The sequence below is a fragment of the Nocardiopsis gilva YIM 90087 genome, from assembly GCF_002263495.1.
GTDB classification, from domain to species: domain Bacteria; phylum Actinomycetota; class Actinomycetes; order Streptosporangiales; family Streptosporangiaceae; genus Nocardiopsis_C; species Nocardiopsis_C gilva.
On sequence record NZ_CP022753.1, the window covers coordinates 14,517 to 32,248 of the forward strand.

At 69.3% G+C, this 17,732-nt stretch carries 28 protein-coding genes and 1 pseudogene; 10 read left to right on the forward strand and 19 right to left on the reverse strand.

What is annotated here, in order from left to right; genetic code table 11:
* Positions 1 to 221: 221 nt before the first annotated feature.
* The 10 genes from CDO52_RS26995 to CDO52_RS00135 all read left to right on the forward strand — a co-directional run bounded on the left by CDO52_RS26995 (position 222) and on the right by CDO52_RS00135 (position 5,105).
* Complete coding sequence (locus CDO52_RS26995) at positions 222 to 611, forward strand: hypothetical protein (protein ID WP_152471663.1); 390 nt, start codon at positions 222 to 224, stop codon at positions 609 to 611.
* Positions 608 to 877, forward strand: a complete 270-nt coding sequence (locus CDO52_RS00105) for a hypothetical protein (protein WP_017619374.1) — start codon at positions 608 to 610, stop codon at positions 875 to 877. The genes CDO52_RS26995 and CDO52_RS00105 overlap by 4 nt, the downstream gene beginning before the upstream one ends.
* Positions 874 to 1,275, forward strand: coding sequence for a hypothetical protein (locus CDO52_RS00110; protein WP_152471665.1), 402 nt, complete (start codon positions 874 to 876; stop codon positions 1,273 to 1,275). The genes CDO52_RS00105 and CDO52_RS00110 overlap by 4 nt, the downstream gene beginning before the upstream one ends.
* Positions 1,276 to 1,518: 243 nt before the next feature.
* Complete coding sequence (locus CDO52_RS00115) at positions 1,519 to 1,800, forward strand: hypothetical protein (RefSeq protein WP_017619376.1); 282 nt, start codon at positions 1,519 to 1,521, stop codon at positions 1,798 to 1,800.
* A gap of 310 nt (positions 1,801 to 2,110) precedes the next feature.
* Positions 2,111 to 3,232, forward strand: a complete 1,122-nt coding sequence (locus tag CDO52_RS00120; RefSeq protein WP_017619377.1) for a radical SAM protein — start codon at positions 2,111 to 2,113, stop codon at positions 3,230 to 3,232.
* On the forward strand, positions 3,229 to 3,360 hold the full coding sequence (locus CDO52_RS29020; RefSeq protein WP_017619378.1) for a hypothetical protein: 132 nt from the start codon (positions 3,229 to 3,231) through the stop codon (positions 3,358 to 3,360). The genes CDO52_RS00120 and CDO52_RS29020 overlap by 4 nt, the downstream gene beginning before the upstream one ends.
* 103 nt (positions 3,361 to 3,463) lie before the next feature.
* Positions 3,464 to 4,141 carry an N-acetyltransferase gene (locus tag CDO52_RS00125; RefSeq protein WP_198345806.1) on the forward strand — a complete coding sequence of 226 codons (678 nt, stop codon included), beginning with the start codon at positions 3,464 to 3,466 and terminating at the stop codon, positions 4,139 to 4,141.
* 12 nt (positions 4,142 to 4,153) lie between these two features.
* Complete coding sequence (locus tag CDO52_RS27940) at positions 4,154 to 4,294, forward strand: hypothetical protein (protein WP_198345807.1); 141 nt, start codon at positions 4,154 to 4,156, stop codon at positions 4,292 to 4,294.
* A gap of 86 nt (positions 4,295 to 4,380) precedes the next feature.
* Positions 4,381 to 4,707: a hypothetical protein gene (locus tag CDO52_RS00130; RefSeq protein ID WP_094932147.1), complete on the forward strand. Its 327-nt coding sequence runs from the start codon at positions 4,381 to 4,383 to the stop codon at positions 4,705 to 4,707.
* A gap of 5 nt (positions 4,708 to 4,712) precedes the next feature.
* Positions 4,713 to 5,105 carry a hypothetical protein gene (locus CDO52_RS00135; protein ID WP_157745336.1) on the forward strand — a complete coding sequence of 131 codons (393 nt, stop codon included), beginning with the start codon at positions 4,713 to 4,715 and terminating at the stop codon, positions 5,103 to 5,105.
* 170 nt (positions 5,106 to 5,275) lie between these two features.
* Here CDO52_RS00135 and CDO52_RS00140 read toward each other — a convergent pair whose 3' ends face one another.
* The 19 genes and pseudogenes from CDO52_RS00140 to CDO52_RS27950 all read right to left on the reverse strand — a co-directional run bounded on the left by CDO52_RS00140 (position 5,276) and on the right by CDO52_RS27950 (position 17,712).
* Positions 5,276 to 5,467 carry a hypothetical protein gene (locus CDO52_RS00140; RefSeq protein ID WP_017619381.1) on the reverse strand — a complete coding sequence of 64 codons (192 nt, stop codon included), beginning with the start codon at positions 5,465 to 5,467 and terminating at the stop codon, positions 5,276 to 5,278.
* A gap of 24 nt (positions 5,468 to 5,491) precedes the next feature.
* Positions 5,492 to 5,638 (reverse strand): hypothetical protein, encoded by a 147-nt coding sequence (locus CDO52_RS27000; RefSeq protein ID WP_198345808.1) that lies wholly within the window; start codon positions 5,636 to 5,638, stop codon positions 5,492 to 5,494.
* Entirely contained in the window at positions 5,635 to 5,973 is a 339-nt protein-coding gene (locus CDO52_RS28440; RefSeq protein ID WP_232524346.1) for a peptidoglycan-binding domain-containing protein, read from the reverse strand. Before CDO52_RS28440 ends, CDO52_RS27000 begins: the two co-directional genes overlap by 4 nt.
* A 133-nt stretch (positions 5,974 to 6,106) precedes the next feature.
* Positions 6,107 to 6,259 (reverse strand): annotated as a pseudogene (locus CDO52_RS28445) (N-acetylmuramoyl-L-alanine amidase); the annotation flags it as partial.
* A 215-nt stretch (positions 6,260 to 6,474) separates the two neighbouring features.
* Positions 6,475 to 6,711: a hypothetical protein gene (locus tag CDO52_RS00150; protein ID WP_017619384.1), complete on the reverse strand. Its 237-nt coding sequence runs from the start codon at positions 6,709 to 6,711 to the stop codon at positions 6,475 to 6,477.
* The gene (locus CDO52_RS27945; protein WP_198345914.1) at positions 6,701 to 6,874 is read right to left on the reverse strand and encodes a hypothetical protein; all 174 of its coding nucleotides are present in this window, start codon (positions 6,872 to 6,874) and stop codon (positions 6,701 to 6,703) included. Before CDO52_RS27945 ends, CDO52_RS00150 begins: the two co-directional genes overlap by 11 nt.
* 13 nt (positions 6,875 to 6,887) lie before the next feature.
* Entirely contained in the window at positions 6,888 to 9,071 is a 2,184-nt protein-coding gene (locus tag CDO52_RS00155; RefSeq protein ID WP_017619385.1) for a hypothetical protein, read from the reverse strand.
* Positions 9,058 to 10,452, reverse strand: coding sequence for a hypothetical protein (locus tag CDO52_RS00160; RefSeq protein ID WP_017619386.1), 1,395 nt, complete (start codon positions 10,450 to 10,452; stop codon positions 9,058 to 9,060). Before CDO52_RS00160 ends, CDO52_RS00155 begins: the two co-directional genes overlap by 14 nt.
* A 3-nt stretch (positions 10,453 to 10,455) precedes the next feature.
* A complete protein-coding gene (locus CDO52_RS00165; RefSeq protein WP_017619387.1) occupies positions 10,456 to 13,098 on the reverse strand; it encodes a phage tail protein in 2,643 nt (880 codons plus the stop codon).
* A 22-nt stretch (positions 13,099 to 13,120) separates the two neighbouring features.
* Positions 13,121 to 13,477 (reverse strand): hypothetical protein, encoded by a 357-nt coding sequence (locus tag CDO52_RS00170; protein WP_017619388.1) that lies wholly within the window; start codon positions 13,475 to 13,477, stop codon positions 13,121 to 13,123.
* Between the two features lie 20 nt (positions 13,478 to 13,497).
* Positions 13,498 to 13,866, reverse strand: coding sequence for a hypothetical protein (locus tag CDO52_RS00175; RefSeq protein ID WP_017619389.1), 369 nt, complete (start codon positions 13,864 to 13,866; stop codon positions 13,498 to 13,500).
* Between the two features lie 82 nt (positions 13,867 to 13,948).
* On the reverse strand, positions 13,949 to 14,509 hold the full coding sequence (locus CDO52_RS00180) for a phage tail tube protein (protein WP_017619390.1): 561 nt from the start codon (positions 14,507 to 14,509) through the stop codon (positions 13,949 to 13,951).
* Between the two features lie 33 nt (positions 14,510 to 14,542).
* Positions 14,543 to 14,977 (reverse strand): hypothetical protein, encoded by a 435-nt coding sequence (locus CDO52_RS00185; RefSeq protein WP_157745342.1) that lies wholly within the window; start codon positions 14,975 to 14,977, stop codon positions 14,543 to 14,545.
* Positions 14,952 to 15,248, reverse strand: a complete 297-nt coding sequence (locus CDO52_RS00190) for a DUF5403 family protein (RefSeq protein WP_017619392.1) — start codon at positions 15,246 to 15,248, stop codon at positions 14,952 to 14,954. Before CDO52_RS00190 ends, CDO52_RS00185 begins: the two co-directional genes overlap by 26 nt.
* A complete protein-coding gene (locus CDO52_RS00195) occupies positions 15,248 to 15,613 on the reverse strand; it encodes a phage head completion protein (protein ID WP_017619393.1) in 366 nt (121 codons plus the stop codon). The genes CDO52_RS00190 and CDO52_RS00195 overlap by 1 nt, the downstream gene beginning before the upstream one ends.
* The gene (locus CDO52_RS00200; RefSeq protein WP_017619394.1) at positions 15,610 to 16,011 is read right to left on the reverse strand and encodes a Gp19/Gp15/Gp42 family protein; all 402 of its coding nucleotides are present in this window, start codon (positions 16,009 to 16,011) and stop codon (positions 15,610 to 15,612) included. Before CDO52_RS00200 ends, CDO52_RS00195 begins: the two co-directional genes overlap by 4 nt.
* A 15-nt stretch (positions 16,012 to 16,026) precedes the next feature.
* The gene (locus CDO52_RS00205) at positions 16,027 to 16,269 is read right to left on the reverse strand and encodes a hypothetical protein (protein WP_017619395.1); all 243 of its coding nucleotides are present in this window, start codon (positions 16,267 to 16,269) and stop codon (positions 16,027 to 16,029) included.
* Positions 16,269 to 17,204, reverse strand: coding sequence for a phage major capsid protein (locus CDO52_RS00210; protein ID WP_017619396.1), 936 nt, complete (start codon positions 17,202 to 17,204; stop codon positions 16,269 to 16,271). The genes CDO52_RS00205 and CDO52_RS00210 overlap by 1 nt, the downstream gene beginning before the upstream one ends.
* A gap of 34 nt (positions 17,205 to 17,238) precedes the next feature.
* Positions 17,239 to 17,712, reverse strand: a complete 474-nt coding sequence (locus CDO52_RS27950) for a hypothetical protein (RefSeq protein WP_017619397.1) — start codon at positions 17,710 to 17,712, stop codon at positions 17,239 to 17,241.
* Positions 17,713 to 17,732 lie beyond the last annotated feature (20 nt).

The window sequence follows — 17,732 nt, forward strand, 5'->3', positions numbered from 1 at the left end:
TCAGCATGGCGATACCTGACAGCAACACACTGATGGGCTATCCCATGAAATCTACAAGCAAGATCAGGCGTGCGGGTTACGTCTTCTTCCCTCTGCTCATCCCTCTAGCGGCTTTGCTGCTGCGGCTCACTGGTCAGCCGCCGTCTCCGGCTGGTCGGCACGCGGCCACTGGCCGCACTCCCGAGACGGCCGAATCGTCCGCGTCCGCACGGCGTCGCCGGGTGGACGATGAACGGGCTCCGCGGCGCCCGTCGACCCGTTCGCGCCCATACACGGCGGACGTACCTGCCACTGCCGCACTAGTTCCACGGCCGGGCCGGATCCCGGACCGCGACGCGTTCTATGAGCTGGCCGAGCTGTCCCCACACGCCGGGCGGTGGAGCTTCACCTACGATCACCGCGGGGTGCTGGCGCCCTATGTCGCGCGGAACCGCGTCGAGCCCGGCGTCGTGATCGCTGCGGCCACAGTCGGCGATCTCGGCGCGGTGCTCGACAGCATCACCGCCCCGGCATGGCCGCGCCCTTACACGCCCACCTCCGAGCAGCAGAGCGCCGCCGCAGCCGAGCGTGCCGACCTCGACCAGCTCGTCCGGGCGGGGGTGGCCCAGTGACCACCGTCCCGCGCTCCTACTACCGGGCGGAGCCCACCCCTGCCGACGAGCGGCGGCTCCGCGCCGCCTACGGCATGGTGCGGCAGGCCGACAGCATCCTCGTCGACATCGTCGACCACCTGCGCGACCCCGACCTGATCAACCCCGACACCGGTGACCACCCCCTCACCCCGTCGGGCCGTCGGCTGATGGCGGTGTGGGGTGAGGTCAAGGAGCTGGCCCGCCGCCTCGAAGGCGCCATAGACGACGAGGAGGCGACCCGGTGAACCCCTCCCACCTCGCCTGGAGCGGGCTCGACGGCCCTCCACACTGCGCTCAGCGTCGCCCCGGCTACCAGTCGGCCGCGCCCGGCGTCGCATGGCTCCCGTGTGCCCGACCCGCCGCCCACGCCGGGCCTCACATGGACGTCACCGGCGCGTCGTGGGCGACGACCATCGACGTCGTTGAACTCGACCCCGACGAGATGAACATCGTCGACTCAGCCGACGGGCGCCACGTGCACATCATGTTGGGCGACGCTCGGATCACCGTGCCGACCACCGGACCCGGCGCCGACCGTGCGGCCGAGGCCATGTGGCGGCTGTCCGACCTGTCGCATGAGGCGGCGCACCGGGCCGCGTGGCGGGTAGCGGACCGCGCCACCCGACGGCGGCCCTCTGGCTAGATGCTGCCGCCCGGTACCCGGTGTTCCCCTCCCGGGGCCGGGCGGCCACCAGACGCCGGGGTGCCTGACACTCCCCGCCCCGGCACCGGGGCGGGCCGCCACGTCAGAGGGGTGATCAGCGGCCCGCCCCACCCTGCCGCCCCGAGGCGTTGACCGGGGCCCTCGGGGCGGCTCCATCGTGGTCGCGCCCCGGCCGCGGGGACGGGGCGCGACCCTTCCCGCACAGCTCAGAGAGGCCAAACCATGACGGACGTCTTCACGCTCTCCCCGATGCTGATCGCCGTCTATGTCGGGGTGGGCATGGTGGATATGTACCTGCTGCATCGGAAAATCCTGGCGGCTGACCTCGAACGAGATGGAATCTGTGGCGACTGCCGCGCTATCGGGCGGCGCCACCAGGAGCAGGCGATGGCGCTCGAGATGGCGCCGCCGAGTGTGCAGGCGGCGACGATCCTCGTCAGCAGTGTGAGGTGGCCACGGCGGATCTTCGCACGGTTCTTCGTCCACTCGTGTCTACGGCAGTGAGCGTCGTGCATGGCGTGAGGGTGTGCACCCACCCGGATAGCCCCGGGCAGATGCCCGACCGCACTTCCTCTTCGTCGAGGGGATATGGAGGCCGATCGCCCCCGTGTACCTGGCGTTCGCGTCCTGGGCGCACGGGGCACCACAACCAGCATTACGACCCATCGGAAGGAATACGCATGACGATCCCGTTGAGATCCCCGCCCCACAGCCGCGGTTTGTGTGGATGGAGATCACCGGCAGTCGCCAACTGCCACAGAGCAGCAGCCCCTTCTAATTGGGCGCCCACCGCCTGACCCGAGATGAGGACCCGATGCACGAACTGATCGTCGCCCCGTTCCTCGACTCCTACCTCGTACTCCGTCCCGGCCGCGCCAACGGGATGAAGCTTCCGGCGCACCGGTACCTCGAACTTGCCGACGCCCCCGCAGGGAGCACAGTTCCGGGCTGGCTCGCCGCAGCAGCTGACCGCGCATTCGGCCTCGACTTGGCCGACCAGCCGCTCACCCCTACCGTCCTCATCCGCAAGCCCTCGCCCTACGGCTACGTCCGCGCCAGCTACGAACTCAACCTCGGCTGCAACTACGACTGCGAGCACTGCTACCTCGGCCTCAAACGCTTCGAGGGCCTGCCCTGGCCCCAGCGAGAAAGGCTGCTGCACATCATGCGGGACGCCGGCGTGGTGTGGGTTCAGCTCACCGGCGGCGAACCCCTCATCGACAAGCTGTTCCCCGACGTCTACCAGCTCGCCTACGAGCTCGGGATGATGATCAGCATCAGCTCGAACGGGTCCCGCCTTTCCAACCCGCACATCCTCGACCTGCTGACCAGCCGACGCCCCTACAGGCTCACCCTGTCGGTGTACGGGGCCACTGAGGACTCCTATGACGGCATGACGCGCCGCCGCGGCTCCTACCGCAAGTTCATCAAGGGCCTGGACGCCGCCGTCGAGGCCGATCTGCCCGTCCAGCTCAGCGTCGTAGTCAGCGAACGCAACGCCGACGAGGTCGACGCCATGGTCGACATGGCGACCTCACGCGGTATCAGCCACCACGTGTACGTGAACATGTCGCCGACGATCTACGGCGACGGATCGGTGCTGACGACGCAGTCGGCCGAGCACCTGCGTGAACGCAAGCCCTTCACCGGATGCAACGCGGGCCACACCTTCTTCCACGCCGACCCGCACGGCCGCGCCTCGATCTGCAAGATCGGCCGTGACGACGCCATCGACCTCATGTCCGAAGGCATTGAGGGGCTCGCCCGTCTCGGCGAGGTTGCCGACCGCCTGATGCTGCGTACCGGCGGCTGCTCCGGCTGTGCCCTGTCGGGCTCCTGCACCGTGTGCCGACCGCTGGCCTCGCAGTACCAGCAGGCCAAAGCCCCTCTCAAGATGTACTGCCAGCACGGACGACGGGAGGAGGTGACCCCATGACCGCGGTGTTCGTCGAACTCCAGCCGCCCGCGCAGCGGACGGCGGAGATCGAGTTCGTCGACGACCTAGACGACGTACTCGAATCCGAGAAGTGCAGCTGCAACGCAGGGGACGATAACCCCTACTGATCAGGGACGATACCCCTGATCCGGGCCCTGGTGGTTCTGCCGCCGGGCCCGTTTTGCATGGGTAGCATGTCGCCATGCGCGACCAGAGCGCCCCGAGGGGCCCGTGTTCGGTGTCCCCTACGTGCCGACCCTCGGCCCCGTCCACCCCGACGCCATCACCCCGGCCTGTGGAGGAAGTCGTCGCCAACAGCGGCACCGGCCGGTTCCTCCCGCACGACCCGGCCGCCCGCTGGGTGGCGCCAAGGACGGGCAGATCCTCACCGGGCACATCGAGGCCGCTTCCGGCCGGGTGATGGTGCCCACCCTCCTCGGCCGTGGGCACGGCCTGCTCACCGCCCACCACTACGGGCCGCTCGACGTCGACCAGGCGCTCGAAGACGCCGGAAAGCTCGCCGCCGACCAGGGCGCCGCCGAGGCCCGCATCTTCTGGCTCGCCCGTGAGCCACACCCCGAGGCAGGCCGCTGCCGCCGAATCCTCTTGAAGACCTTCCGCGACGTCGAACCGCCGCCGGAACCCGGCCGGGTCCTCACGTTGCACACCGCGTCCGCAGGTGTGCGGGGCACGTGGCCCGGATTCGCCGCGGCCATGGCGCACACGGGCTTCGCCGCGCTCGGCGACCGGATGCGCGCCGGAGGAACGGACGAGCCGGTCCTCGTCACCGTCGCCGAAGGGCGGATCGTCGGCGCGATCGGCCCCATGGCCACCCTGCCCGACCCCCTCGGCAGACTCCGGCTGCTGCCCAGTACTTCGGGGTCCTGCCGATCACCGCGGCACGGGTAACGGGCGTGCGCTGTGGCGCGCTGCGATGCACTGGGGCCGCCGCGCAGGGCCGACTACCAGCTGTTGCAGACCGAGCTCGGCGGCGCCTCCGACCGGCTGTGCCGCTCCGAAGGGCTGAGCACGCTCGGCTTCGTCACCGTGATCACCGTCTGAAAGGGGCGCCTCTTTGGAGTGCAGCGGCGGCAGTGGTCCGACCTGCCCGACGAAGCGCGTGCCGCTGTCGAGGCCTACACCGGCCCGTGCTGAAAGCCGTGCCGACGGGCGGTGGGCTCAACTCTGGGCTCGCCTCGGTGCTACACGACGCCGACGGGGCGGTGTTCGTCAAAGGGCTTCCCGCCGACCATGCGCAGGCGTGGACGCAGGGCCGGGAGGCCGCCATCGCTCCACACGTCGCCGACGTCGCGCCCCGCATGCTGTGGCACGTCCGGGCCGGAGACTGGGACCTGATCGGTTATGAGCACATCGACGGTCGCCACGCCGACTACACGCCCGGTTCGCCGGACATGTCGCGGGTGGCCGAAGCCCTGGCGCTGCTCGGCAAGACCCCTGCCCCGACGTTCCGGTGAAGACTGTGCACCGGTGGCAGGACTATGTGGACCGACCGGAGGACCTCAACCGGCTCGACGGCGTCGCGCTATTGCACACCGATCTCAACCCCACCAACATCCTGGTCCCAGGCGACGGACGGGCACTCCTCGTGGACTGGGCATGGCCGACCCGTGCGGCGGCGTGGATCGACCCGGCGTGCTGGGTGGTCTGGCTTGTCGCCGCTGGCCACACTCCGGCCGAAGCCGAGCGGCAGGCTGCGGCAATCCCGTCATGGAGCCAGGCCGACGCCGTGGCCCTCGACATGTTCGCCCGGGTCCAAGCGCGCCTTTGGGCTGAGATCGCCGACGACACTCCTGGCCGATGGGCCGAAGGTGTTGCTGAGGCGGCGGCGCAGTGGGAGAAGCACCGCACCTAGTGTCTTGACACGAAGCCGGACGGCGCCCCACGCCGTTGGGGGATGCTGTCGATGATCCCGCAGGCTCCAAACACGAAAAACGCCCCTGCCGCCATCGGCGGCAGGGGCGTGGTGCGTCCGGTCCTGGTCTTCCCCTACCTGGATCGAACGCGTGTACGAATAATATCAGGTCAGGACTCGTTGAGTTCGGGACGTGGGGTGTGCGGAGAGAAGTAGCCCACGACCGCGCCTAGGACGACGACAGCGGAAGCGGCGACCTCGGCGGGCACCTCGACACCGGCCAGACCGGCGGCGAATACGAGCACGGTTGCGAGCGCTCCAGCGAGCGTCGGACGGGCGACCTTGGCATCGACACGGGACATGAAGGGATTCCTTTCACTTGATATTCAGGGGAGCACTGGCTCGGCCGCGCCGGTGCAGTAGACGAGGGCGTCGGAGGTCTGCCACACCAGGCAGGTAACGGCGACGCCGACGGCGAGTCCCGCGGCGAACACGACCAGCAGCGGGCGCCGTGGGCGGTGGTGGCCCGTCATGTGATGGGCGAGGTCCATGCGGCGCGCCATGTCTCGGGGCCAATCAAGCCGTCGATGGCAAGGTGCTTCTCGCGCTGGAACGCGAGCGCGACGGATCGGGTACGCGGCCCGTACAGGCCGTCGGCCGCGAGGCTCCATCCCCGGTCGCGCATGCGTCGCTGCCAGGTGCGTAGGTCGCTCCGGTGGCTGTAGTAGCCGGAGACCGAGGCGTTCGGGCCGGAGCGGGGCCGAAATACCAGCCGGACCGCAATGGGAACCGCGGTGCCGTGGTTTCGCTGGTCGGTGGCGGGGTTGAACCGCCGGATCCGTTGACCGGCATCCCGGCGCGCACCCACCGGTAGAGCTGATCGCCGGGGCAATCGGTGCTGTTGACGTCTCGGTGACCGCGCATGGCCAGCGTGCGCCCGCGCGCCGGTTGGCCTCGTCGTACAGCGCCCGGATGGTGCGCCTCGCGGCGGCGGTAGCGTCGCCGTCGTAGCCGATGAAACACACGCCGATCCCGCTCGTGTTGTGTCCCACAGCGTGGGCGCCCACCGTCAGCCATCCTCGCCCCTCGTAGGCGTGGCCCTGGGCGTCGACGAGGAAGTTGTAGCCGATGTCGGCCCACCCCTGTTTGCCCATGTGGTAGCGCTGGATGTCGCGGGGGTCTGAGTCGTGGGGCCGTCGGCATAGTGCACAAAGAACTCAGTCCGTCGGTTCCACGTGGTCGTCACCCGGTTGCGGGGGAGCGGGCTCCCACGAAGCGCGGCTGATGATGTCGACCAATTGAGATTCCTCCTGATACGCGAAAACCCCGGCACACGAGCCGGGCGGGAATGGTTCGGGTTTGTGGGCGGTCAGCCGAGAACGGCGGCGAGCACTGCGGCGACGGCGGCAATCAGCGCGGACACTGTGGAGACGGGCAGGGCGTGGCGCCACTTATCGACGGCATCCGCGCGGCGTTCTAGGTCGGCCACTCGCTTCTCCATCGCGGCGAGCTGCGTGGAGATCGTGGTGAGTTGCCCAGCCATAGATCGCACTTCGCCATAGACATCGGCCACGGTGATCACGGCGTAAGGCTTTTCATCGGTCACGCGGCGGCTCCACGTATCCGTCCGGCGGACCATCGGGCACCGGACTAGGGGCCACGGGCGCTGTGACGCTGTCAGTCTTGATGTCCGGCTCGCCGGGAGGCTGGATCTCAAGGTTCTGGGTGAGGGGCACCGGCCGCGGTAGCTGGAGGTGGAGCTTGGTCATCGGGACCCTTCTCCTATCCGGGGTAGATGGGTGTGGCGGCGGGGTCGGCGATGGGCTCCAAAGTCAGCCCCGCATCGGCCGGGGGTGATGGCCGATACATCGGCCGAACGTCGAGCGTCATGCGCACCTCGGGGCCGCGGCCGGTGACGCGGATGCCAAGCACACGGAACAGGCCATCGACACTGCTGCCCGTCGAATCCGTGAGGCGAACGACGTCGCCGAGCTGGATCCGCGGGTCGGGAAGCACCTCGACGGAGCCGGTCAACGGAATCGGCTGCGCCGTCCACCTGAGGACTTGTTGGCCGATAGTGGACGCGTGGGCGAAGAACTGGACCCAGGGAGAAGCGAGCTGTAGAGCTTGCTGCCCGTAGCGGTCGATGCTGCCCGAATCGGTCAGTACGGCAGGGGCACCGGTGCGCGTGGTGATGGGATGGCGGGCCAGGACGAGTGAAGGGTCTCCTCCGTTACTGGCGGTCTGGGTGTAGGCCGGGTTAACGCCCCGGTTATGGAAGACCGCCGTGAGTGTCTCGTCGGAGTGGACGAGTTCGACTTCCACCGGCGCCAACTTCCCCTCCTTCGTCAGGAACTTGACCCGCGATGCGTCAGGGGTGCCGCTGCCAGAGGTGCTGAAGGGCATGGGGCACGGCGTCATCCACCCCCGGCCGGTCGTGTCGAGGCTGACGCGGAGTGTGCCGCGTGGGGGGATTTCACGGACGGTGTCGTCGGTGTAGAAGTCCTCGGCGCTGAGGCTCTGGAACTCGTAGGCGGTTGGAGCGACCTCCACAATGTTGGCGATGCCGTCTATCTCTTCGGACGTGATGATCTGGGCGAGGTCCCGGGCCGCGGTGATAGTGAGATCGGGACGCGCCTGGGTGTCAGGGCTCATGTAGTCGCGGGCATGGATGCGGAAGACGCCGTCCTCGTCGAAGCCCATGTACAGCAGCTGGGCGTCGGCGATGTCCTTCAGCATGTCCCACCAGGTGCCAGAGACGTTGGGCGCGGCGCGCAGGCGGTAGTCGTGAACCGACGCGTCGGGCAGGATGTCAGCGGTCTTGGCCCAGGTGGTGGTGATGTCCTCGGTGCCGACGAGGCGGGCGACGTCAACGCACTCCATCGGAGTTCGGCTGCTGGCGGTGATGGTGTGCAGCCACCCGAATACGGGGGTATCCCCGGTGTAGGTCGTGGGGGTGGCGAATTGGCGGGTCGGCCCCGTGAGCCACGCCCGTACCTTCACGCCGTCGCTAAGTGTGGCGAAGGAGATTTCGAAGGTCACTTTGTGACGACCATGCGCATGGTATTCAGCGGGGATGCTCCAGGCCGACGAGCCGCCGTTGACCTGTCCACGCAGGGTCCACACGGTGGGGTCGAAGACGCATTCGATGGTGGTGGGAGTGCCGGATTCGCCTGCGCGGAAGTCAAGTATGACGCTGCTGGCTTCGGTGTCGGTGCCGACGAGGACCCACCAGTCCACCAGGAGTGTGCCCTGCTGGGTGATGACGCGGCGCTGCGGCGCCCAGGTGATGGTGTACCCGTTCGCGCTGGTCGAGTGGGGACCGGCGGTCCATGGGGAAAGCCGCCGGTTGAACCCGGAGATGCCAGAGCGGGAGATCCTCATGCCGATGTTGGCGTCAACGCCGGTGTTCATCGAGGCGAAGAAGATCGACCCCGGTCGTTGCGGGGGGCTGTTGTGGATGCCGTTCATCCGCAGCGCGTGGTCGATGCACCAGGCGGTGGAAACACCGATCAGGGTGGTGTCCATGACGGGCGGGAGCCACGCCGGCCCGCGCAGCAGCTCGGCGCCGTCCAACGCGGTGAGGGAGGCCGAGCCGCCGCGCGCGTCCGCAGTGATCCGGCGAACCCGACCACGGAAGACCTGGTCCTGCCCCTCGGTGAGCCCCCAGGAGATGACGGCGGACTGGCCGGGGCGGGTGATGTCAGCGGTCGCGCGCGGCGACCAGGGCGAGTACCTCTGGGCCGCCGTCTGGGTGCCATCGCCGACGAGCGTGAGCTTGGCCTGGGCGGCGACGGCGCCTGTCGTAAAGGCGACCTGTGCGGGAAGCCCGGTGTCATAGGAGCGGTCCACCTCCCACTCGGCGACCTCCTCGGAGATGTCCCGTCCGCCGAGGTGGGCGGCGATAGCGTAGTGGCGCTCTCCCGCCTGCAGGGCCTCGACGAGTGCAGCGCTACCGGGGCGCATGTGATCTCACCTCCACCAGTTCCAGGGAGACGCTGCGGTAGGGCAGCGCGGGCGCGTCGGTGTAGGCCGTGATGGCATAGGTGGGGCAGCCGTCCCCGAGCGCGATGTCAGGAGGCGGCGGGGCGTAGGTGAGCGCGGCGGGACCGATCAGGCGCAGCCCGGTGAACGCGTCGTCCAGAACGGCGCGGGGCGAGACGGTGACCGCTCCGGCCGGGGCGTCCGCTGAGACCGACTCGGCGCCCGCAGCGGCTTCGGCGTGGCCGACGAGGGTGCCGGAGCGGTCCAGGAAGGCCAGCCGGGGCCGCGCGATCGCGTGGATGGAGGCGGTACCGAGGTCGCCGAGCGCCAGGTACACGGGCATCCCTGGGACCAAGGGCCAGCCTGCCGAGCCGTGGTAGGAGTGGAGCCAGATCACCTCGTCGCCGGTTGCGCCGTCGCGGACGCAGGCGTAGCGGGAGGAGTCGATCAGGCCGATGGCCACGGTGCCCGCACCTTCGACGGTGTACAGGTCACCGGCGGCCTCGGTGCTGTTTGCCGCGGCCATAAGGCGTCCGCGTGACTGCTCGGTCGTCAGAAGATTACGGGCCGCCGGGTCGATCACTTCTACCGTGGTGTCGGTGTAGTGGGCGTTCAGCGCGACCTCCGCCACGACGTCGGCGGCGTCTGGTTCCAGGCGATCCCACGACCAGGAGGTGCGGCGCGGCGCCCAGCGGGAGCGCGATGTGGTGAGGCGCCCCTCCAGCGACTCGAACTCAGCGGCACCGAGGTCACGAGTGCGTTGCCACGTCACGGGGGCGTCGTGGATGCGGAGGAGGGCGCCCAGAGGCCCTATCCACAGGTCATCCACAGGCGCACCGGAAGCGGGCGGCAACGGTGGAGGTGGAGGCTCGGGTTCCGTCCAGGCGAGGGTGATGCGGGTCGACTGGTCGCCGTCGTCGTCGGTCCAGGTGGCGAGAAGTTCGCCGGTCTTGTCGCCTGCGCTGCCGGTTGGGGACCGGCGGATCCATAGCGCCTGGGCGTCGGCGTCGGTGGCGTCGATGTGGATCGGGTCGGCGGACCAAGGCAGGTCGCCAGGGTCGGTCATAGGCGACGGAACCGTCAGTGCCTGCGGTTCGGCGGAGTTCCACACGCTAGATGGGGTGGGGTCCAGCGCCCACGCCAATCCCGTCCCGGTCAGGGTCAGGGTGATGTTGCTGGCGCGCCCCGACGGGCCGTCGGTGCTGATGGCGATGCACCGGTAGTCGGCCGCCGGGACGAAGGTGGCCTCCAGCAGTGACGAGGGCACCTGTGTACTGGAGATGTAGCCCCCGAGGGATTGCAGTGGTGTGGACTCCCCGTCCCATCCCTGGCTCAGGTCCGGGTTGGTGAGCTGGATGTACACCGGTCACCTCCTGGCGAGCTGCCGGGCACCGCGCTGGGTGGCGCGTGCGATCTCTTGGCCGTCGACGGTCAGGACGACGTCGCGTCCGGCGAGTGCTTCCACCGCCGCGACGAGGGGGCGCAGGGACGCGGCCTCGGCCGCAGGGGTACCGCGTGTGCCCGCCGCGGCCTCAGGGGCGAGGTCCGGTATGGCCACGGCGGCGAGCTGGGAGGAAGCGCGGGTCACGAGCGCCTCCCCCTGGCGCATGCCGTCGGCCAGCATCGACGCGATGGTGCGGCCCGCCCGGTCCATCGGATGCGTGCGCAGTGGGCCGCGCTTGGCGGGGCTGAACGGCCAGTACTCCCGCACCCCTTGGGCGATGTCGCTCATCTGATCCCACAGCGCTGAGACGGCGTCATTGATGCCGTCCATCAGCCCGTGGACGATCTTGAGCCCGGCGTTCTTCAGCCACGACCGGGCGCCACCGAAGTAGGCGCGGACCCGACTTGGCAGTGACCGCACGGTATCGACCGCCGAGGAGATCGCGCTGGTGACCCCTCGGCGCAACCCGTTCGCCGCTCCCACGGCGCGGTCGCGCGCCGAGCGGAACGCGCCCACCAGCCGGTCGCGGAAACGGGTAACGATTGCGGTGGCCCGGTCTCTCAAGTTCGCGAGCGCGCCGACCGTCCGGTCACGCAGGGAGCGCGCGGCCTGGCCGACGCGCTGTCCGGTCTCCTTGGCCGAGGCCATCCACTGGTAGAAGGACGTGGCCGCGTCGAGCACCCAGGAAATGACGGTGGCGACGGCTCCGACCAGCGTTCCGGCGCCCTTGATGAGCTCCGACAGGGCGGGCTGCAGGTCCCGGATGACCTGTGCCCAGGCCGCCGTTTGTGCGGCGATCATGACCAGCAGGTCAGGTAGGAGCGGTAGCAGGGGCAGTAGCGCCTCGATGATGTCGGGGACCAGCGGTGCCGCTGCCTGGATGAGCTCGTTGAATGCGGCTGCGAGCTCTGGCAGCACCGGCGCCAGGGATTCAGCGAGCTCGGCCGTGATCAGGGCCAACCCCGGCGCGATCGCCGTTAACGCTTCGGCGAGCACTCCGACCAGCAGCGCGGCGAGCTCGCCGACCACAGGCAGCAGCGGGGCGACGGCGATGAGGATGTCGGCCAGCGCCGTTCCGAGCTGCTCGAGGGCACCGGAGGAGACCAGCGCGTCGATGCCCTCGCCTAGGGCGCCGATCACGGCGGTGATCCCCGGCTCGAGGGCCGACAGGGCGGGCACGAGGCCGTTGATCGCCGAGGTGAGGACCGGGCCGAACGCGGTCGCTATATTGCCGACGGCCGGAGCCAGGGCACCGATCCCCGACAGCAGCGCCTGCAGGACCGGCGAGAGGGCGGCGCCGAGGTCGGACAGGCCTTGGAAGATCCCGGAGAGAGCCTGTGTTCCCTCAGCTGATTCGAGGAAGCGCGCCATCGCGCTGGTGGCCTGCTCGATGATGGTGAGCAGCCCACCGTCCCCGGCCGCGCCGAACACGGACCCGAGGATGCTGCCGACGTTCCCGGCGATGTCGCCGAGCTGGCCGAATACTTCGATGGCGCCGTCGATCCACTCGACGGCGCGCCCGGACTCCGCGGCGTCGTTTGCCCAGGCACGGAACCGGGCGGCGGCGTTGTCGATCGCGGTGCCCAGGCCCTCGATATAGGGCAGTCCGGCGCTGCCGAGCGCGGTCAGTCCGGACAAGAAGTCCGGCAGAGCCGAGTCAGCGTTGCGGATCGCCGTGGCGGTGGAGTCGAACAGCTCGTCGAGGAAGTCCAGGGATTGGGCGGATCCGGCGAACTCCAGCACGCTGGACGCCGCCGTTCCCATGGCGTCGGCGACATCCGCCATGCCTGCCGACAGGGTCGGCAGCAGCCGCTCCCCCAGCTTTGTGAGGTCTCCGGCCAGCGGGGCGAAGAGCGCTTCCTGTGCCTGCTGCTGCAGGTCACCCAAGGCCGGGGACAGCGCCTCGACCTCACGCAGCACCGACCTGGCGGCGGGGCTCAGGTCTTCGAGCGCTTCGGTGAACTTCTCGGTGTCACCGGACGCGAGAGCGGCGAAGGCATCGCCTACACCGAGTGTGGCCACCTGCAGCGTGCCCAGGGCCGCGCCTGCCGCAGCGACAGCAGCAGGGAGCGCGGCCGTGATCCCGGTGATTGGGGCGAGCGCGGCACCGAGCTGGACGACTTGTCCGGCCGCGACCGCCGCAGACGCGCCGAGGCTGGAGATGACGCCCACCAACGCCGACAGCCCGACCGCACGCCCACCGGCCCCTGCGACGCCGCGCCCGACCGCTCCCAGTGCTGAACGTGCACGCGACAGTGCCGACCTGTCGACATCGACCGTGATCTCGGCGGTGCGGTCGCGCGCCACGCGTGCGAGGTCGGCGGCGGCCCGAGTCGCGTTGACGTCGAGGCCGATGGCGACACCGTCGAGCTGCCGCTGCAGATCGCGCTTGATCCGGATGGCGTCTGCGGTGATGCGGCCTGCGTCCAGCTTCGTCGGGATGTTGACGGTGAGCGTGCGCTCGAGCCGGGTGAGCGCCTTGCTCAGGTCGGCCTTGAATCGGCTGGTGTCGGGCGCGACGCGGATGTTGACGCGCCCGACCGTGCGTCCGCCAGGACCGGCCATGAGGGGTCACCCCCTCACGCCGTCAGGTCGTTGGGCCACTCATCCCGTTGATCTCCGCGACGGTGAGCACGCGTGGCCGTTTCTTTGCGCCAGGTCGCCGATGGGGCGTGAACCGGTACCGCTTGCCGACCTGTGCCCGGGTGTTCTCGCGTTGGAAGTCGATCAGCTCGGCGGCGAGCAGGTTGGCCTGCAGCCGCGATTGCCAGGCCCTCCACTCGGCGAGCTCGCTGCGCGTCTCCTCGGCCGCACATGAGGCGTGGAACGCGCTGTCGTTAGGTAGGCCCTCCACGAGAGCGAGGGTGAGCACGGGTGATGGCCCACGCCCGCCCACCACCTCGGCCAGGTCGACCCGGTAGTAGCGGAGCAGGTCCGCATACATGGCCGCCCCGTGCCGGGTGATCAGCTCGCGGAGGGCGAGGCTTCCCCCGCCTGGTCCTGGCCGATGTAGCCCAGCGCAACGCGGATCTTCTCTTCGAGGTGCGCGTTGAGGACCGTCATCAGCTGGTTCGCCACTGTCTTCGAGGGGCACGCGGCCCGTAGCAGCGCGTCCAGGTCGGGCAGAGCGTCAGCCATCGCCGCCATGACCGAACGCTGGTCGTCTTGGTCGAGGTCGGCCAGGGCGGCGGTGATGCGCAGAAGCGCGGCGTGGCCCTCGGCTGGCAGTGCCGTGATGGGGCGCAGCCGGATCTCGCCCGCAGGCTGCGGCAGGGTGACGACAAACGGTTCGAGGACCGGGGTCTCAAGATGGGAGAGGTCGATTCCGGGCATGTGGGGCTCCAATGGGTGGCGCGGATCGCCCAAGGCGCATCCGGCAGACGGGCATGGTCAGCGGTGACCGGTGCCGGGCGGGTCAGGGGGCGGGGGGCGTGTAGGTCCGTTTGGCACCGACCTGGAACAAGTCGGCGAGTTCAGAGACACCCAGAACGGTGGCCTGCACCGGGAAACCCGTGAGGGCTTCTGGGTCAAGCTCGACATTGTCGGCGCGCAGGATCGACACGCGCGGGATCCAGAAGTCCGCGAACTGCGGACCGTCATCGACTCGGATGTACATGGCGCCCTCGGTTGGCTGCGGGGTGCCCTTGGCCACGCCGTAATAATCGCCGTCGGTCGTACCACCGGCGCCGTAATAGAGCTGATAGGCGAGCGCATCCCACTGCAGGAGGGCGAACTGGAACATGTGCGTCACAGGCGAGATGGATTCGCGGAGAGCGCTGTTCTGCCAGCTCCCGTGAGTCGTCCTCTCCCCGCCGTCCTGGGCGATCGTCAGCGGCGACTCACGGGAGGTGTGGCCGATTTCGACCAGGTCCGGGCCGGGGTTGTAGGGGTCGGTGGGGCGGGTCGCGGTGCCTGCCAGGTCGAGGTATAGGTGGCCCTCGCCAGGGATCACCACTGCGCCGTCGTCAAGCGCCATGGGTAAGCCTCCTTCGGCAAGACGTAGGGGCGGTCATGCCGCTCGGGGCGGACGGACCGTCAGTGTGTAGGTGGCCTGGTAGCGGTAAATGCCGTGGTCTTCGGCGTCGGATGGGATGTCGACGGGTGCGGCTTCCTCGCTGAAGTGCTGGATATGGCCGAGGCCAGGAAAGGCCCACTGCGGCGGCCGTGCCGCGTCGGCGAGTGCGCCACGGGACTGCTGGGCGATGTCTTCGGCCTCGGCGTCGGACGTCGCCCACACCTGCACGTCGACCAGGGCGACGTCGTAGAACAGTCGCGGGTCTGGGGCCGCACCGCCGACGCGCCGGGCCAGCACGAACGGGTAGCGCATCCTGCCGGGGATGCGGGTGCCAACAGCAACCCTGGGGGCGAGCGCCGAGCGCAGGACGGCGAGCAGCAGTGCGTTGACCCGCGGCAGGCGCCTACCCACCCCGTTGCCCGATCGCACGATGGAGCGCGTATACGCCCTGTGAGGGGCCACGGCTGCTGGTGGCGGTGCGTCCGAACTCGATCGCGAGCGCGTTGCCGCCGGGATCGTTGAGATTGACGAATGCGTCGCTCCGCGCGCCGGTGGTCACGGTGATCTGCGCGCGGCCGGTGTGCCGGTGCGCGCTGAGCACCATGCGGGCACGGGTAGCGAGCTGCTCGGCCTTGTGCTCTGCGGCGTCGGCGGCGAGGTGAGCGGCGATCCGCTCCACGCCACGAAACACCTGCGCCATCACGCCTCCCCTCTGGCCGACTCGGGCGGGTCCTTGCGCTCGCGGATCAGCGCGTCGATGTGGGCAGTGCGTCGTGACATGCCGTACCGGCGCGGTCGCCCGATCACGTCCCACCAGGTGCCCCCGTTGGTGACCCAGCGGACTCGGGACCATGCGCCCAGCGGTGCGGACCGGCAGATGACGCGGTAGGTGGTGGCGAGGTCCTGGCCGACGGCCGATAGCTCGTCGGAGGTGACCGGCTGCACCGAGGCGCGGATGCGCACGGGCTCGTCGGCTGGCCGCACGATGACGTTGCCCAGATCGTCGGTGGTGGTGACCTCCGGGAAGATGTCGAGGAATTCCTCGCCCCGGTCGAGCAGGCTCATCCCAACTCCCAGGCGTTCAGGGGCGGGCGCCGGGTGGCCTGCAGGTGGGGAGTGATGGTGAACGCTCCCCGGGAAGCACCCAGGAGGTCCCACTCCGAATCCATGACGAACAGGTGGCCTGAGGCCACCGCTGCCGATAGTGAATAGGAGTAGTTGCCTTCGGTCTCCTGCCGGTAGCCCTCCGGGTTACGGAGGACCCGGAGGACCGCGTTCGCCTCGACCTGCACGACCAGTGCCCGGAAGTTCGTATCCTTGGCCACGCGCTCGTCAAGGTCGGGGATCCGAGCCCGGATGCGGCTCTCGATGTCGTCAAGGAGTGTCTGGGCGAGTTGCTCCTCCTCAGCGGTGAGCGGCCGGTTCAGCCGCGCCTGCACATCAGCCGCCGTCGCGAGCGCCATGACCCACCCCCTTCGTTACTGAGCCAGGTCGATCAGCCCGGCCTTGGTGAGTTCGGCCGCCTCGGTTTCCGTGAGATCGGTGGTCGCGGCGATGTAGGCGACCCACGCGGCTTTCGCATCGGCATTGGCCGGGCGTTGGGGCTCCGCCGGTTCCGGCGGGTTGCTGACAAGGGTCGTCGCCCAGTCGGAACCGAGCGTCCGCGCTTGAGTGTGAGAGACGTGTATGACGGTGCCCGTGCGCGTGTTGCGGTACCGCATTAGGCCGAAGTGGTCTCGGTGTACTTGACGAACGCCTCGATGTCGTTGACGAGCCACCCGTATTCGGCCTCGGCGCGCACCGCGACGAGGTTGTGCTCGAACAGGCTCACGAGCTGTCCGTTGATGGTGACGGTGGCTTCGGTGGACACGTCGTAGCTGATGCCTCCGACCACGCCCCAGGCGGCCTGCGTCCAGTCGCCGCCGTAGGCCAGGGTGTACGCGGTGTCGGGGCTGGGCGGGGCAGCGGCGCCGACTCCTTCGCCCATGTATGAGGTACGGCCGAGCAGGCGGCCGGGGCGAGCCACTGCCGGAGACGTGTCTTCGGTGGGAAGGTCCACGTACAGCGGACGACCTGTGGTGTCGACGGCGCCGAGCACGAGTGGCTCGACGCGGTCGTCTAGGGCGAACCCGGTCAGGCGCTTACCGTCGTTGACCAGCAGGGACAGACCGGCGACGAAGTCGCCGTGGATACCGCCATCGGCCTGCGTGGTCGAGCCGAGCTCCACGGCCTTGGCGGTGGCCTCCAGGTTGTTGCCGGGGCCGAACGGTGTCGACTGCCCGCGCAGCGCGGCAGCGTCGAACGCGACGGCGAACGCCTCGGCGACCTGCTCGCGAATCAGGTTCATGTAGTTACCGGGGTTGGCGCGAACGACCTCAGCGGAGACCACGGCGATGGTGGCGATCTTCTGCGGGTCCATGTTCTTCAGTGCCAGGGCGCCGGAGCTGGCGGGCTTCTGCCCAGCCTCGGCAACCCACCCAGCTTCCATACGGCCGGTGACGACGGGGATGGATACGCCGTTGCCGCCGAGAGGAACCTCTCGGGCCAGGCGCTGGGCAACAGACATGCGGGCGGCCCGCTCGAAGATGGGCTGAGCCTGTTCGCGGGTGAGGAATCCGGCGAGCTCGCCGGTGGTGGTGGCGGCCGTGATGGCCATGGGCGTCTCCTACAGGGTGTGGGCGGCACCCCGGTTAGGGGATGCCGAGCTTGGACTTGAGGCTGTCGAGCAGCGGGTCACCGTTCAGCGCGTGGTCGGCGCCCTGCCCCTGGGAGGGATCCGGGCGCGGGCTGATGGGGGTCGGTGGCGGCGCGGCGGTGAGCTTGGTGGCCAGGGTCTTGGCGCGTTCCTCCACCTCCTCGTCGCTCTGGCCGGAGAGGAATGGCAGCAGGTCGTCGTCGAGGCCGTAGCGGCGGGCTGCCCGCTCGACGCGCAGCTGCTGCTCGACCTGTGCGGTCTTGCCGCTCAGCTCTTCGTATTCGCGTTGGACGTTGGCCGCTTCAGTGGCCGCGCTCTTCAGGTCGTCATAGTCGGCGTACTTGGCACGCTCACGGGCCAGGCGCTCCGACACGATGCGGTCGACGTCGTCCTGCGTGAACGTGGGGGTGCTGGTCGAGGGTGCGCCCTCGCCCAGGTCGTGGGCGGGGACGTTGTTGGTGTCAGACATGGGTTTCTCCGTGAGCCCGT